Source organism: Sphingomonas sp. BK235 (assembly GCF_004345855.1).
Taxonomy (GTDB): domain Bacteria; phylum Pseudomonadota; class Alphaproteobacteria; order Sphingomonadales; family Sphingomonadaceae; genus Sphingomonas.
On record NZ_SLXN01000002.1, the window covers coordinates 621,308 to 635,294 of the forward strand.

General features: G+C 71.3%; 12 protein-coding genes. 6 read left to right on the top strand and 6 right to left on the bottom strand.

Features of this window, described 5'->3' with window-relative positions; translation table 11 throughout:
• The first annotated feature begins 149 nt into the window (after window positions 1–149).
• Window positions 150–1,343, top strand: coding sequence for a multidrug effflux MFS transporter (locus EV292_RS08445; RefSeq protein ID WP_132908881.1), 1,194 nt, complete (start codon window positions 150–152; stop codon window positions 1,341–1,343).
• 41 nt (window positions 1,344–1,384) lie between these two features.
• Here EV292_RS08445 and EV292_RS08450 read toward each other — a convergent pair whose 3' ends face one another.
• Complete coding sequence (locus EV292_RS08450) at window positions 1,385–3,196, bottom strand: methyl-accepting chemotaxis protein (protein ID WP_132908741.1); 1,812 nt, start codon at window positions 3,194–3,196, stop codon at window positions 1,385–1,387.
• Between the two features lie 149 nt (window positions 3,197–3,345).
• Here EV292_RS08450 and EV292_RS08455 point away from each other — a divergent pair, with 149 nt between their 5' ends.
• Window positions 3,346–4,572 (top strand): hypothetical protein, encoded by a 1,227-nt coding sequence (locus tag EV292_RS08455; RefSeq protein WP_132908742.1) that lies wholly within the window; start codon window positions 3,346–3,348, stop codon window positions 4,570–4,572.
• A 7-nt stretch (window positions 4,573–4,579) separates the two neighbouring features.
• Here the strand turns inward: EV292_RS08455 and EV292_RS08460 are convergent, their stop codons facing one another.
• Window positions 4,580–5,512, bottom strand: coding sequence for a hypothetical protein (locus EV292_RS08460; protein ID WP_132908743.1), 933 nt, complete (start codon window positions 5,510–5,512; stop codon window positions 4,580–4,582).
• Window positions 5,513–5,693: 181 nt separating this feature from the next.
• Here EV292_RS08460 and EV292_RS08465 point away from each other — a divergent pair, with 181 nt between their 5' ends.
• The 3 genes from EV292_RS08465 (at window position 5,694) to EV292_RS08475 (ending at window position 8,230) form a co-directional block, all read left to right on the top strand.
• Window positions 5,694–7,352 (top strand): MFS transporter, encoded by a 1,659-nt coding sequence (locus tag EV292_RS08465; protein WP_132908744.1) that lies wholly within the window; start codon window positions 5,694–5,696, stop codon window positions 7,350–7,352.
• A 67-nt stretch (window positions 7,353–7,419) separates the two neighbouring features.
• On the top strand, window positions 7,420–7,902 hold the full coding sequence (locus tag EV292_RS08470; RefSeq protein ID WP_132908745.1) for a type II toxin-antitoxin system antitoxin SocA domain-containing protein: 483 nt from the start codon (window positions 7,420–7,422) through the stop codon (window positions 7,900–7,902).
• A gap of 1 nt (window position 7,903) precedes the next feature.
• Window positions 7,904–8,230 carry a hypothetical protein gene (locus EV292_RS08475; protein WP_132908746.1) on the top strand — a complete coding sequence of 109 codons (327 nt, stop codon included), beginning with the start codon at window positions 7,904–7,906 and terminating at the stop codon, window positions 8,228–8,230.
• Between the two features lie 19 nt (window positions 8,231–8,249).
• Here EV292_RS08475 and EV292_RS08480 read toward each other — a convergent pair whose 3' ends face one another.
• From EV292_RS08480 to EV292_RS08495, 4 genes are read right to left on the bottom strand one after another with little or no spacing between them, the layout of a single operon-like run.
• Window positions 8,250–9,146 carry a 2-hydroxyacid dehydrogenase gene (locus EV292_RS08480; protein WP_132908747.1) on the bottom strand — a complete coding sequence of 299 codons (897 nt, stop codon included), beginning with the start codon at window positions 9,144–9,146 and terminating at the stop codon, window positions 8,250–8,252.
• A gap of 44 nt (window positions 9,147–9,190) precedes the next feature.
• A complete protein-coding gene (gene msrB / locus EV292_RS08485; RefSeq protein ID WP_132908748.1) occupies window positions 9,191–9,640 on the bottom strand; it encodes a peptide-methionine (R)-S-oxide reductase MsrB in 450 nt (149 codons plus the stop codon).
• A complete protein-coding gene (locus EV292_RS08490) occupies window positions 9,637–10,176 on the bottom strand; it encodes a metallophosphoesterase (RefSeq protein ID WP_132908749.1) in 540 nt (179 codons plus the stop codon). The genes msrB and EV292_RS08490 overlap by 4 nt, the downstream gene beginning before the upstream one ends.
• A complete protein-coding gene (locus tag EV292_RS08495; protein ID WP_132908750.1) occupies window positions 10,173–11,255 on the bottom strand; it encodes a spore photoproduct lyase family protein in 1,083 nt (360 codons plus the stop codon). Before EV292_RS08495 ends, EV292_RS08490 begins: the two co-directional genes overlap by 4 nt.
• Before the next feature lie 144 nt (window positions 11,256–11,399).
• On the opposite strand from EV292_RS08495, the gene EV292_RS08500 reads away from it, so the two are divergent.
• Window positions 11,400–13,838, top strand: a complete 2,439-nt coding sequence (locus EV292_RS08500; protein WP_243693664.1) for a TonB-dependent receptor — start codon at window positions 11,400–11,402, stop codon at window positions 13,836–13,838.
• Window positions 13,839–13,987: the final 149 nt, after the last annotated feature.

Here is a 13,987-nt window from a genome sequence, read left to right on the forward strand (position 1 = left end):
GAACCGTGCTCCAGCGGACGCCGGCGCCCCGGGGCCGCGCGCCATCCGCCCAGACTTTGCCCTGCCGCCAGCGGCTTGTGCCGCGCGGCGACGGGGCCGATAGGGCGCGGATGACTTCCCCCACCGCCCCGCACCCGGCGCCGCGCGGCATGCACCCGCGCGAGTTCGTCGCCTTCATCGCCGCGCTGATGGGGGTCAACGCGCTCGGCGTCGACCTGATGCTCCCCGCGCTCGCCGACATCGGGCACGAGCTCGCGGTCAGCGCCGCCAACCACCGCCAGTGGATCGTCACCGTCTATATGATGGGCTTCGGGCTCGGCCAGCTCGTCTACGGCCCGCTCGCGGACCGGTTCGGGCGGCGCCCGGTGCTGATCGTCACGCTCGCCGGCTTCGTCGGCGCGAGCGTGTTCGCCGCCAGCGCCGCGACCTTCCCCGCGCTGCTCGGCGCGCGGCTGCTCCAGGGGCTGATGTCGGCCTCGACGCGCGTGCTGGCGGTGGCGATCGTGCGCGACGGCGCCTCGGGGCGGCAGATGGCGCGCACCATGTCGATCGCGCAGATGATCTTCTTCATCGTGCCGATCATGGCGCCGACGCTGGGGCAGGGGCTGCTCGCCTTCGGGCCGTGGCGCTTCATCTTCTACGCGCTCGGCGGGTTCGCCGCCTTCGTGCTGGCCTGGACCTTGCTGCGCGTGCCCGAGACGCTCGCGGTCGAGCGCCGCGTCGCGATCTCGCTCGCCAACCTGCGCGCCAATTACCGCCAGACGCTGACCAACCGCTATTCCGCGGGCTATGCCGTGGCGGCGTCGCTTACCTTCGGCGGGATCATCGCCTTCGTCTCCTCGGCGCAGCAGATCTTCGTCGACGAGTTCGGCGCGGGCGAGCGCTTCACCCTGCTGTTCGCGCTCTGCGCCGGGGCGATGGCCTGCGCCTCCTTCGCCAACAGCCGGCTGGTCGAGCGGCTCGGCACGCGGCTGATCTCGCAGAGCGCGGTGCTCGCGCTGATCGCGCTGTCGCTGGTGCATCTGCTGGTGATCGTCGCGGGGTGGGAATCGCTGGAGAGCTATATCGTCTTCCAGGCGCTGAGCATGACCTGCATCGGCCTGTGCGGGTCGAACTTCGGCGCGATGGCGATGGAGCCGGTGGGGCATATCGCGGGCACCGCCTCGTCGGTGCAGGGCTTCATCACCAGCATCGGCGCGGTGCTGGTGGGCAGCGCGATCGGCCAATCCTATGCGGGCACGACGCTGCCGCTCGCGCTCGGCTATCTCGCGATCGGGCTCGCGGTGCTCGCGCTGGTGTGGGTGATCGAGGGCGGCCAGCTGTTCCGCGCGCGCATGGGGTGAGCGGCCTCACTCCTCCTCGCCGCGCGAGGAGGAGTCGGTCGTCAGAACCCCGACCAGTCGTCGCTCACCGCCACCGCGCGCGGCCCCGCGGCGCCGCGGCGCACGCCCGCGGCGGCGCGCTGCTGGAGCTGGTGGACCGGGCTGGCCGCCGCGCGCGGCGCCGCGCCGACCTTGAAGCGCGCCACCTGCTGCGCGAGCGAATCGGCCTCCACCGCCAGGCTGCGTGCCGCCGCGGTGGCTTCCTCCACCATCGCGGCATTCTGCTGCGTGACATTGTCCATCTCGCTCACCGCGGTGTTGACCTGCTGCAGCCCGGTGGCCTGCTGCTCGGCCGCGGTGGCGATCTGGCGCACGAGGCCGCTGACCTCGCCGACGCGCGCGTTGATCCGCGCCAGCGCGCCGCCGGCCTCGTTGACCAGCGCGACACCGGCGTCGACCTGCTCGGTCGCGGCGGTGATCTTGCTCTTCACGTCGCGCGCCGCATCGGCGGAGCGCTGCGCCAGCGCGCGCACCTCGGAGGCGACCACCGCGAAGCCCTTGCCCGCGTCGCCCGCGCGCGCCGCCTCGACCCCCGCGTTGAGCGCGAGCAGATTGGTCTGGAAGGCGATCGCGTCGATCACGCCGATGATCTCGCCGATCTCGCCCGAGGCGCGCTCGATCCCGCCCATCGCGGAGACCGCGCGCTCCACCACCTGCGCCGACTGTTCGGCCTCGGTGCGCGCCGCCTCCACCGTCTGATTGGCCTGTGCCGCACTGGCGGCGGTCTCGCGCACCGTGCTGGTGATCTGCTCCATCGCGGCGGCGGTCTCTTCCAGGCTGGCGGCCTGCTGCTCGGTGCGCTGCGACAGGTCGTCCGAGGCGGCGCGGATGTCGGCGGCGCCGTCGTTGATGCCGTTGGTCGCCTGGGTCACCGCGCTCATCACCTGCGCCATCGCGTCCATCGCCGCGTTGAAGTCGCGCTCGAGCTGCGCATAGGCGGGCGGGAAGCCGCTGAACCGCGCGGCCAGATCGGCGTCGGCGAGCCGGGCGAGCCCGCCGCCGACCTCCGCGAACACCGCCTCGCGCTCGGCGTCGGCGCGCGCCTTCTCCACCGCGGCGTCGCGGAACACCGCCACCGCCTGCGCGATCGTGCCGATCTCGTCGCGGCGGTCGGCGCTGGGCAGCGCGACGTCGTGCCGCCCCGCCGCCAGCTCGCCCATCACGGTCGCGATCTCCACTGTCGGGCGCGCGATCGAGCGCGACAGCAGCCACCCCATCGCCGCCGCCAGCGCCACCGCGAGCGCGCCGCCGAGCGCGAGCGCGAGCGTCACCATCGTCTCGGCGTGGCGCTGCGCGGCGTCCTGCTCCGCCACCCAGGCCTGTTGCGCGCCCTGGATCTCCTTGATGACGTCGCGCATCGCGCCGAGCTGCTTGGAGCCCGCCAGCTCGCGCGCCTGCTCGCGCGTCGCCGGATCGGCGAAAGCGGCGAGCGTGGGCGCGACCTTGCTGCTCTTCCACGCCTCCACCGCGGCGAGGAAGCGGCGCACCCGCGCACCCTGGTCGGGGCGCGCGGCGTGGCGCGCGAAGGCCGCCGCGGCGGTGTCGATCTCGGCGACATTCTCGCGATAGGTGTCGAGGAAAGCGGGCTTGCCGAGCAGCACATAGCCGCGCACCGCGCTCTGCCCCTCGACCACGCCGTTGAGCATGTCGTCGGCGTCGTCCGAGGCGAGCTTGGCCTCGTCGCGCGCGATCGCGACATGGTGGAGCGTGCGCACATTGGCGAACACGACCAGGCTGACGATCGAGAAGGTCGCGATCAGCACCGCGAAGGCAAGTGCGAGCTTCCGTGGAATGGCGATGTGGCGAATGGTCATGAGTCCCCCGGCAATCGTTCCTTGGTAGCCGCGAGGAGTTAAGGCGGTGCTAAGGCTACGACCAAAGTACGGGATCGCTGGCGGAATTATGATGCGCGCCGCATTCGGTCGTTAACCACTTGGCAAAAAGGTGCGGCTAGCGGGTGGTCATGCCTTCCTGTTTCACGCCGATTCGCCGCCTCGCCGCGGTGTCCGTCCTCGCGCTGACGGCGAGCCCCGCGCTGGCCGATCCGATCACGCTCACCCCGATGCAGGAGGCGCGGCTGCGCTACGAGCATGTCGAGCAGGACGGGATCGCGCGCAGCGCCGACGCGGTGACGATCCGCGTGCGCAGCGGCGTCACCGCCACCAGCGGGCGCTTCTCCGCGATGATCGAGGCGCAGGGCAATCTCGCGCTGCTCGACCATTATGACGACACGGTCGGCAACGGTGTCGGCTATCCCACCGTCGGCGATCCGCAGAACATCGCGATCTATCGCGCGCAGCTCCAGTACAAGAGCCGCGCCGTCACGCTGATCGGCGGGCGCCAGCGCATCGGGCTGGAGGACGATCGCTTCGTCGGCTCGGCCGCGATCCGGCAGAATTCACGCTCGTTCGACGCGGTGCGCGGGCAGCTCGCGCTGACCCCGCACCTGCGCGCCGACGTGACCTATGCGTGGAGCGTGCGCACGCCGAGCGGGATCAACGGCACCGGCGCCAAGCCGACCGCGATCGGCGGCGACAATGTCTTCGCGCTGCTGGCGCAGGACACGCCGCTGGGGACGCTCACCGGCTTCGCCTATCTGGTCGATCAGGACGAGCCCGCGGTGCAGGGTTATCGCCTGTCGAGCCAGAGCTATGGCGCGCGGCTGGTGGGCACGCGCCCGCTCGCGCCCAGGCTGAAGGCGTCGTGGCAGCTCAGCTACGCCACCCAGTCGGACTATCACCGCAACCCCAACGACTATCGCGCCGATTATTACATCGTCGACGGCGCGATCGACTGGCGCGCGCTGCACGTCGGCGCGGGTTATGAGGTGCTGGGGTCGGGCAACGGCACCGCGCTCACCTCGTTCCAGACGCCGCTGGCCTCGATCTTCAAGTTCCAGGGCTGGGCCGACAAGCTCACCACCACCCCGCCCAACGGCGTGCGCGACCTGTACGGCAGCCTGGGGTGGAGCTGGCCCAAGCTCGGCGCGTTCAAGGCCGCCTCGATCCAGGCGGTGTATCATCGCTTCGACGCCGAGCGGATCGACTCGCATTACGGCAACGAGGTCGACCTGCTCGCCTCGGCCAAGCTGGCGCGCTACGGCGTGTCGGCGCGCTACGCCACCTATCACGCCGACCGTTTCGCCACCGACACGCGCAAGATCTGGCTGGAGCTGACCTGGGCGCTGTGAGCCGCGCTCAGCCGCCGCGATAGGCGCGGCCCGACTGGATCAGCCGCTGGCGCGCGGTGTTGCCGGGCACCGCGATATGCGTCGCGGGATCATATTCGCGGCCGACGCCGGGCGCCCCCTCGGGCACCCATAGTTCCACCAATGTGTTGGTGTAGCTCGCGGGCAGATAGCGGACCCAATAGCCGTCGGGATGGTGGCTCCAGCGCCGCGCGGGGACGTCGAGGCTGCCCGCGCCGCGCGGCGCGGCGCCGGCGAGCACCGCGACACGCTCCAGCTCGCCGAAGCTGGTCCCCGGCGTGACGAGCATCCGGCGCAGATCGGCCTCGGCCTGCATTGCCTGGCGCAGCTCGCGCGGCAGATTGTCCGCGACCGGCCCCTCCGCCACCATGTCGAGCAGCGAGCGGTTGAGCGCGGCGAGCTGGCGCGCGGGCAGCAGCCGCGCCGCGATCGCCTTGTGCTCGGTCGACAGGTCCTCCAGCCGCGCGCGCGCGACGATCGCCCACAACAGCGTCTGGATGTCGTGCTGCGCGATCTCGGGATGCTGGACCGAGTTGCGCACGATGGTGATGACCGCGTCCTTGGCCGCGCCGAGCGGCGGCGCGTAGAGATAGCCGTCGCCGCCGCCCGGGCCATGGGTGCCGGCATGGAGGCAGTAACTCTGGTCGTGGAAGCTGTAATAGCCCGGCTGGAGCACGAACCCGCCGGTGGCGGTGCGCTGCAGCTCGGTCAGCGCGCGCTTGGGCACGGGCGGGGTGAAATCGTCCTGGCTCGGGTCGGCCCAGCGCGCGTCGGCGAGGCTGGTCGAGATCGGCGCCTTGCGCAGGCTGGGCAGCGTGATCCCGCCCGGCACCAGTTTCTTGAGCATGCCGAACTGGCCCGTGGCGGGCACCGCCAGCGTGGCGAGCAGGGCGGCCGCGGCCGGCAGCAGGAACGCGCGCATCGTCGATAACTCCCCCCGGAGATGATGGCGGCGCCTAGCCGCGCGCGGGTGCCGCGGGAAAGAGCGCTTTCTTACTGTTGCGCAACGATTCTCTTTTGCCGGTATCGCGACGCGCGCGCGTCGCTATCCTGCCGCGCGGCGCGGCGCCCGATCGCGCGCGGGGGATGAGGAGAAGAGCGCGATGGCCACCCAGGATCACGCGGCCGCGCCCGCGGCGCAGCGTCGCCGCGAGGCGCTGGTGATCGGCGCCTCCTCGCTCGGCACCGTGTTCGAATGGTATGACTTCTATCTCTACGGCCTGCTCGCGACGCACATCTCGCGGCATTTCTTCTCGGGGGTGAACGAGACCACCGGCTTCATCCTCGCGCTCGGCGCCTTCGCCGCGGGCTTCGCGGTGCGGCCGTTCGGCGCGCTGGTGTTCGGGCGGATCGGCGATCTGGTCGGACGCAAGAACACCTTCCTCGTGACGATGGCGATCATGGGCCTGTCCACCTTCGCGGTCGGGCTGCTGCCGTCCTACGCGACGATCGGGGTGGCGGCGCCGGTGATCCTGGTCGCGCTGCGGCTGCTCCAGGGGCTGGCGCTGGGCGGCGAATATGGCGGTGCGGCGACCTATGTCGCGGAACATGCGCCCGATCATCGCCGCGGCCTGTACACCAGCTTCATCCAGACCACCGCGACGCTCGGCCTGTTCGCCGCGCTGCTGGTGGTGATCGGGGTGCGCGCGATCGTCGGCGAGCAGAGCTTCGCCGCGATCGGCTGGCGCGTGCCCTTCCTGCTGTCGCTGCTGCTGCTCGGCGTGTCGGTGTGGATCCGGCTCCAGCTCGCCGAGAGCCCGGTGTTCCTGCGGATGAAGGCGGAGGGCACCACCTCCAAGGCGCCGCTGACCGAGGCGTTCGCGCGCTGGGGCAATGTGCGGCTGGTGCTGATCGCGCTGTTCGGCGCCGCGATGGGGCAGGCCGTGGTCTGGTACACCGGCCAGTTCTACGCCTTGTTCTTCCTGGAGAAGATGCTCAAGGTCGACGGCGCGACCGCGAATGTGCTGATGGCGGTGGCGCTGGCGCTGGGCACGCCCTTCTTCGTGTTCTTCGGCTGGCTGTCGGATCGGATCGGGCGCAAGCCGATCCTGCTCGCGGGCTGCGCGCTCGCCTGCGTCAGCTATTTCCCGCTCTTCGCCGCGCTGACCGCCGCGGCCAATCCCGCGCTGGCGCGCGCGCAGGCGGTGGCGCCGGTGACGGTGGTGGCCGATCCGGCGGACTGTTCGTTCCAGTTCGACCCGATCGGGCGCACGCGCTTCGACGCGCATAGCTGCGACATCGCCAAGTCCTTCCTCGCGCGCAACGGCGTCAGCTACGCCAACCGCGCCGCCCCCGCGGGGACGGTCGCGCAGGTGCGCGTCGGCGCGACCGTGCTGCCGGTGCCCGATCCGGCGCGGCTGGCCGAGCCGCTGCGCGCGGCGGCGGTGTCCGACTATCAGGCGCGGCTCGCCACCGCGCTCGCGGCGGCGGGCTATCCCGCGCGCGCCGAGGGGATGAACGCGCCGCTGGTGGTGGCGATCCTGTGGTTCATGGTGCTGCTGGTGACGATGGTCTACGGCCCGATCGCGGCGCTGCTGGTGGAGCTGTTCCCCGCGCGGATCCGCTACACCGCGATGTCGCTGCCCTATCATATCGGCAACGGCTGGTTCGGCGGCTTCCTGCCGACCACCGCCTTCGCGATGGTCGCGGCGACCGGGAACATCTATTACGGCCTGTGGTATCCGGTGGTGCTGGCGGCGGTGACGCTGGTGCTGGGGCTGCTGTTCCTGCCCGAGACCTTCCGCCGCCGCATCGACGGCTAGGCGATGGTGACCTTACCGGGTCGCGACAAACTGGACCGTTGCCGGGAGCAAGCGTATATCGAACGCCATGGCCTATACTCCGCTCGCTTTGGCGAACACATTCGTGTCGCGCTACGGCCCGAGATGTCATTTCGACCATATGAAGCTGCAGAAGCTCGACTTCTACGCTTATGGCTGGTGGCTTGCTTACAACGATAGACCCTTGCTGGCGGAGCAGCCGCAAGTCTGGCGGCACGGCCCGGTATTTTCCTCGCTCTACACGGCGCTTCGTCCCTTCGGCAGCGCCGCGATCGTGCGGCCGGTCGGCGCGCCCCACAGCGACCCGCCGATGATACCCGACAGCGACACCGCGGTGCTGGATTGGGTCGACTGGATCTGGAGTCGGTACGGCCATCTCAACGCGCTGCAACTATCGGACATGACGCATGAGGTGGGGACTCCCTGGCAGTTGGAAGCGCAGGCGCGCAACTACCGGGTCCCCAACCGCCACCCCATCCCCGACGGAACCACCCAGCGCTACTTCAAAGGTCTCGCTGCCGATCTCTCTTGAAGTGGAGGGCGAGGCGACCTTCGAGGTCGCGCGCCATCCCTCCAGTGCCGAAGAGCAAGAGGCGCTGGAGAGCGTTCGCGGCAGGAAGCTCAGGAACGACTCGGACGAGCAGGACATCGGCGAGCGCGTTCGCTATGCGTCCCACGCATACGGCATCACACAGGCCTGGATCGGTTTCCTGATGGTGCTGACCTTGGCGCAATTCTCCTTGAAGCCGATCGGTGTCGGGCTGTCCGATGCGACGTTCATCGCGGTTTTCACCACCACCACGGCATCGGTGTTCGGCTTCTGGCTGCTCGTCGGAAATTATCTGTTCAGGAGCAAGTGAACGGCCTTCTCCGACGCGGCTAAGCGATCGCGCTCGGCAGCGGCGTGCCCGCCAGAAAGGCGTCGAGGTTGGCGAGCACCAGCGCCTCCATCGCGCCGCGTGCCTCGCGCGTCGCGCTGCCCTGATGCGGGGCGAGCACCACCCGCGGCGAAACGCGCAGCGCCGCGGGGACGCGCGGCTCGTCGGCGAAGACGTCGAGCCCCGCGCCCGCGATCACGCCCGCGTCGAGCGCCGCGATCAGCGCCGGCTCGTCCACCAGGCTGCCGCGCGCGACATTGACCAGCACGCCCGCGGCGCCGAGCGCCTCCAGCACCGCGCGATCGACCAGCCGCTCGGTCGCGCCCCCGCCCGGCGCGGCGAGGAACAGCACGTCGCTGGCCGCGGCGAGCGCGCGGATGTCGTCGCAGCGGCGATAGGGCACGTCCTTGGCCGAGCGCGCGCAATAAGCGATCGAGCGCGCGAACGGCGCCGCGCGCGCGGCGATCGCCTGGCCGATCTGGCCGAGCCCGAACACGCCCACCGCGCGCCCGCTCGCGCGCCGCGCCAGCGGCACCGACCAGCCGCCGTCACGCACCGCGCGGTCGTTGGCGACGATGCCGCGCTCCACCGCGAGCCACAGCGCGATCGCGAGATCGGCGACGTCGGCGGTCAGCACGTCGGGCGTGATCGTGACACGCACGCCGCGCGCGCGCGCCGCGGCGAGATCGACCCCGTCGTGGCCGACGCCGTGGATCGCGACGATGCCGAGTTCGGGCAGCGATTCGCTCTCGGCCGCGCCCCAGCGCAGCGACCCGCCGCCCACCACCGCCCGGGTGGTCGGCGGGGCGACGTCGCGGTGGAGCGTGAACCGCTCGGCGAGCGCGGCCTCGAGCGTCGGCGACTGGGGCGAGGCGAGGTACAGATCGGGCAGCGGCATGGCGGCGACGCTAGCATGCGCGCGCCGCCTGCCGCCAGCCGGGCTCAGCCGACGTCCTCGACCTGGGTCAGATAGGCGCCATAGCCCTCCGCCTCCATGTCGTCGCGGTGGACGAAGCGGAGCGAGGCCGAGTTGATGCAATAGCGCAGCCCGCCGCGCTCGCGCGGGCCGTCGTCGAAGACATGGCCGAGATGGCTGTCGCCATGCGTCGAGCGCACCTCGGTGCGGGTCATGAAGTGCGAGCGGTCGACCAGTTCGGCGACGTTGGCGGGCTCGATCGGCTTGGTGAAGCTGGGCCAGCCGCAGCCCGATTCATATTTGTCCGCGCTGGCGAACAGCGGCTCGCCCGAGACCACATCGACGTAGATCCCCGGCTCCTTGTTGTAGAGCAGCGCGCCGGTGCCGGGCCGCTCAGTGCCGCTCTGCTGGGTGACGCGATATTGCTCGGGCGTGAGCCGCGCGATCGCCTCGTCGGTCTTGCGATAGTCCGTCATGCTACCTCCGTTCCGCGCCTAGATAAGGCGCGCGGGCGGGTGTTGCGAGGTGGCGCTGCGAGCAGCTGCGCCAGCGTGACGGGGGCGAAGTCGTGGACGTCGACGCCGACGTCATACTGCCGCGTCATCGGCGCGAGCCGGCCGTGGCTGTGGCCGTGGAGGTTGAGCGCGCCGCGATGCTGGCCGTTCCAGCTGCGGAAAGGATAATGGCCGAGCACGACCCGGTGCCCGTCCAGCGCCAGCTCCGCATAATCGCCCACGCTCGCCCAGCCCGCGGCGGCGAGCGTGGCGGCGGGATCGTTGTTGCCGCGCAGCAGGTGCTTGGTGCCGTGGAGCCGCGCCAGCAGCGGGGCCACGTCGGCGGCGCGGCGCGCGACGTCGCCGAGATGCCAGACGGTGTCGCCGGGTGCGACCGTCGCGTTCCAGCGCTCGACCAGCAGCGCGTCCATCGTCGCCACGTCGGGGAAGGGGCGGCGCCACAGGTTGATGGTGCGATGGTCGCCGAGATGCGTGTCGGCGGTGAACCAGACCGTCATGTCCAGTAGAGCAGCCGCGCCGCGGGCAGCGCCGCCGCGATCCGCGTCGCGAAGAAGCCGCGCAGCGCGCGCATCGTCGCTTCGTCATAGACCTGTTTCTCGCCGCCGAACCTGGTCCGCTTGGTGGCGCGATCCTGCCCGCTCATGTCGAGCGACGAGCCGGGGTACCAGCGCTCCAGCACGGCGCGCGAGGTCGTGGTGTAGCGGTGGGTGATCAGCTCGACGGTGAGGTCGAGGCCGCGCGCGCCCGCCAGCGCCGCCGCGGCGTCGTCGATCAGCGCGCCATAGGCGTCCTGCCAGCCGGGCGCGGCGATGATCGGCGCGATCGTCAGCCCGACCGGATAGCCCGCGTCGGCCATGCGCCGCAGCCCCGCCAGCCGCGCCGCGACCGGGGCGGTGCCGCCCTCGAACCGCGCGAACGCCGCGGGGTTGATCGAGGCGCGCATCCGCGTCCGCCCGCCATGGTCGAGCGCGAGCAGCGCCGCGACATCGGCGAACTTGGTGGTGAAGCGCAGCTGCGCCGCCGCCTCCCAACGCCCGAACCAGGCGATCGCGGCGGACAGCGAGCCGGTCAGCGGCTCCAGCGCGAGCGGGTCGGTGTAGCAGGACGCCTCGAAGGTGGTGCCCTCGCTCGCCCGCGCGCGCTGGCGCGAGGTGACCGTGCCGCGGCCGAGATGATCGGGCAGCGCCGCCAGTATCTCCTCCAGATTGGCATAGACCCGCGTGATCGGCGGCCCGGCGAGCGAGCCCGCCAGATAGCAGTAACTGCAATGCGCCGGACAGCCCTCGGCGAGGTCGACGCGCCAGTCCGCGCTGGGCGCGATCGGCTGGAGCCGGCGTTTCGACGGCGGCGCGACCGTCACCGCCAGCGTCGCCTTGGCCGCGGCATAGGCGCGGCGCGGATCGTCGGGCAGGTCGAGCGTCAGCCGGTCGCCGGGCAGTTCCACCACGGGCACGCCCTGTGCCGCCGCGCGCGCGGCGATCGCACGGCCATGCGCGAACCCGCGCGCCGCGCGCGTGATGAGCAGGCGGCTCGGGCGCCACGGCGCACGGTCGGACGGAGCGGGGGCAGGCGCCACCGACGTCGAACGAGCGAGCCGCCGCGCGGTTCAGTGCGCGGTGATGCTGCGCCGCCACACGATTCCGCGACAGGCTTTGCAAACGATTAACCTCCCACGGCTACCCGGGTGGCCTGACATAAAGCCTATCAATTCGGGGGTAATTTGATCTCGCTCTTTCTCGCGGCGACGCTGTCGTCGACCGCTCTCGTCGCGCCTGCCGCTGTGTCCCCGGCGAGCGACGACAAGGTCACCACCGGCGTCGCCAAGGGGCGCGACCGGCTCGACAGCGCCACCTCGACCAGCAGCCTCAAGGAAGCCGATATCGAGAAGCTGGCGCCGCGCTCGATCGGCGACCTGCTGCGCGACATCCCCGGCATCCGCGCCGAGGCCTCGACCGGCGAGGGGCTGGCGAGCATCTCGATCCGCGGTCTGCCGATCGCCTCGTCGGGGGTGAAGTTCGTCCAGCTCCAGGAGGACGGCCTGCCCGTGCTCGAGTTCGGCGACATCCAGGGGATCGGGCCGGACGCGCTGATCCGCGCCGACCTCAACCTCGCGCAGGTCGAGGTGATCCGCGGCGGCTCGGCCTCCACCTTCGCGTCCAACTCGCCGGGCGGTCTCATCAACTTCCTGTCGAAGACGGGCGACGTCGCGGGCGGCGCGGTGGCGCTGACCGCGGGGCTCGACTATGACCAATATCGCGTCGACGTCGACCAGGGCGGCGCGATCAGCGACACGTTGCGCTATCACGTCGGCGGTTTCTTCCGCCAGGGCGAGGGGCCGCGCCGCACCGGCTATGACGCGCAGCGCGGCGGCCAGATCAAGCTGAACGTCACCAAGCGCGTCGACGGCGGCTATGTGCGCCTGTACGGCAAGTATCTCGACGACCGCACGCCCTTCTACGACACCATCCCGGTGCGCGCGACCGGCACGGACGCCGACCCCAGGGTGCGCGACATCGCCGGGCTCGACTCGACGCGCGACATCCTGCTGTCGCGCCACATCCGCGACGTGCTGCTGCTCGACGGCAACAACAACCCGGTGCGGCACGATCTCGCCGACGGCCAGCGCACCAAGGTCGCCTCGATCGGCCTCGAGGCGCAGCTCGCGCTCGCCGGCTGGACCGTGACCGAGCGGTTCCGCGTCGCGCATGTCTCGGGCGCGCTGACCACGCCCTTCACCTCGGCCTATCTGCCCGCCGGCCAGGCGGCGGCGCTGCTCGGCGGCGCGGGAGCGCGGCTGTCCTACGCCAACGGGCCGCGCGCGGGCGAGGCGATCGCGGACCCGTCGTCGCTCAACGGCAACGGCCTGCTCGCCGCGATCAACGTGCTGGACCTGCGGCTCAACTCGCTCCGCAACGTCACCAACGACGTGCGCGCGAGCCGCGTCTGGGGCGTCGGCGGCGGTGAGCTGACCACCACCGCGGGCCTCTACGCCGCGCGGCAGACGATCGACCGCGACGCGCTCTGGGCGACGCTGGTCTCCGACGTGCGCGGCGACGGCGCCGCGGCGCTGGTCGACGTCACCACCGCGAGCGGGCGCGCGCTGACGCAGGACGGCGTCTACGCCTATAATCTCGCGCTGGCGGGCGGCACGCGGCGCCGCCGCGTCGACGTCGATTATGCGATCAACGCGCCGTTCGCCTCGGCCAATTACCATATCGGCCGCGTCGCGATCGGCGGCAGCCTGCGCTACGACATCGGCTCGGCCAACGGCCGCGTGTTCGGCGCGGATCTGGGCGGCGGGCGCATCGGCACCGTGACGCGCGACATCGACGGCGACGGCGTGATCTCCGTGCCCGAGACCAGGGTCGGGGTCACCCCGCTCACCGCGCCCGCGCCGGTCGACTATGACTATCGCTACCTGTCCTATTCGACCGGGATCAACTTCCGCATCGCCGAGCCGCTCGCGGTGTTCGCGCGCTACAGCCGCGGCGCGCGCGCCAACGCCGACCGCATCCTGTTCAGCCCGATCGTCGACACCGGCGACGGAAGCCTGGCGGTGCGCGACGCCGCCTATGATCCGGTCAAGCAGGCCGAGATCGGCGTCAAATATCGCCGCGACGGGCTGACGCTCAATCTCACCGGCTTCTGGGCCAAGGCGCAGGACACCAACGTCGACGTGGTGACCAGCCAGATCATCGAGCGCGCCTATCGCGCCACCGGGCTGGAGTTCGAGGGCGGGCTGCGCCGCGGCCCGTTCGCGCTGACCGCGGGCGCGACCTATACCGACGCCGAGATCACGCGCGACGCGGTCGATCCCGCGGTGGTGGGCAACCGGCCGCGTCACCAGGCCAAGCTGATCTTCCAGGCGACTCCGCAGCTCGTCACCGAGCGGTTCAGCCTGGGCGCGGTGTTCCTCGGCACCACCGACAGCTACGCGCAGGACAGCAACCTGCTCAGGACACCGGGCTATGTGACGACCAACGCGTTCGTGCAGGTGCGCCCGGCGGCGCGGCTGCTGCTCAGCCTGAACGCGAGCAACCTGTTCGACACCCGCGCGATCACCTCGTTCGACGAGGCGACGATCCCCGCCAGCGGCATCCTGCGCGCGCGGCCGCTCAACGGGCGCACGGTGTCGACCACGCTGCGGGCCGATTTCTGAGCGACGGCGCCATACCCCTTCCGACACCGACCATCGTCATCCCGGCGCGAGGCCGGGATGACGGAGGAACCTTGCAACGGTCCCGCCTGACGCGGGGATGACGATGGGGGCGAACGCCGGCCCGCCCCGACGCCGCGCGATTGCGCGCG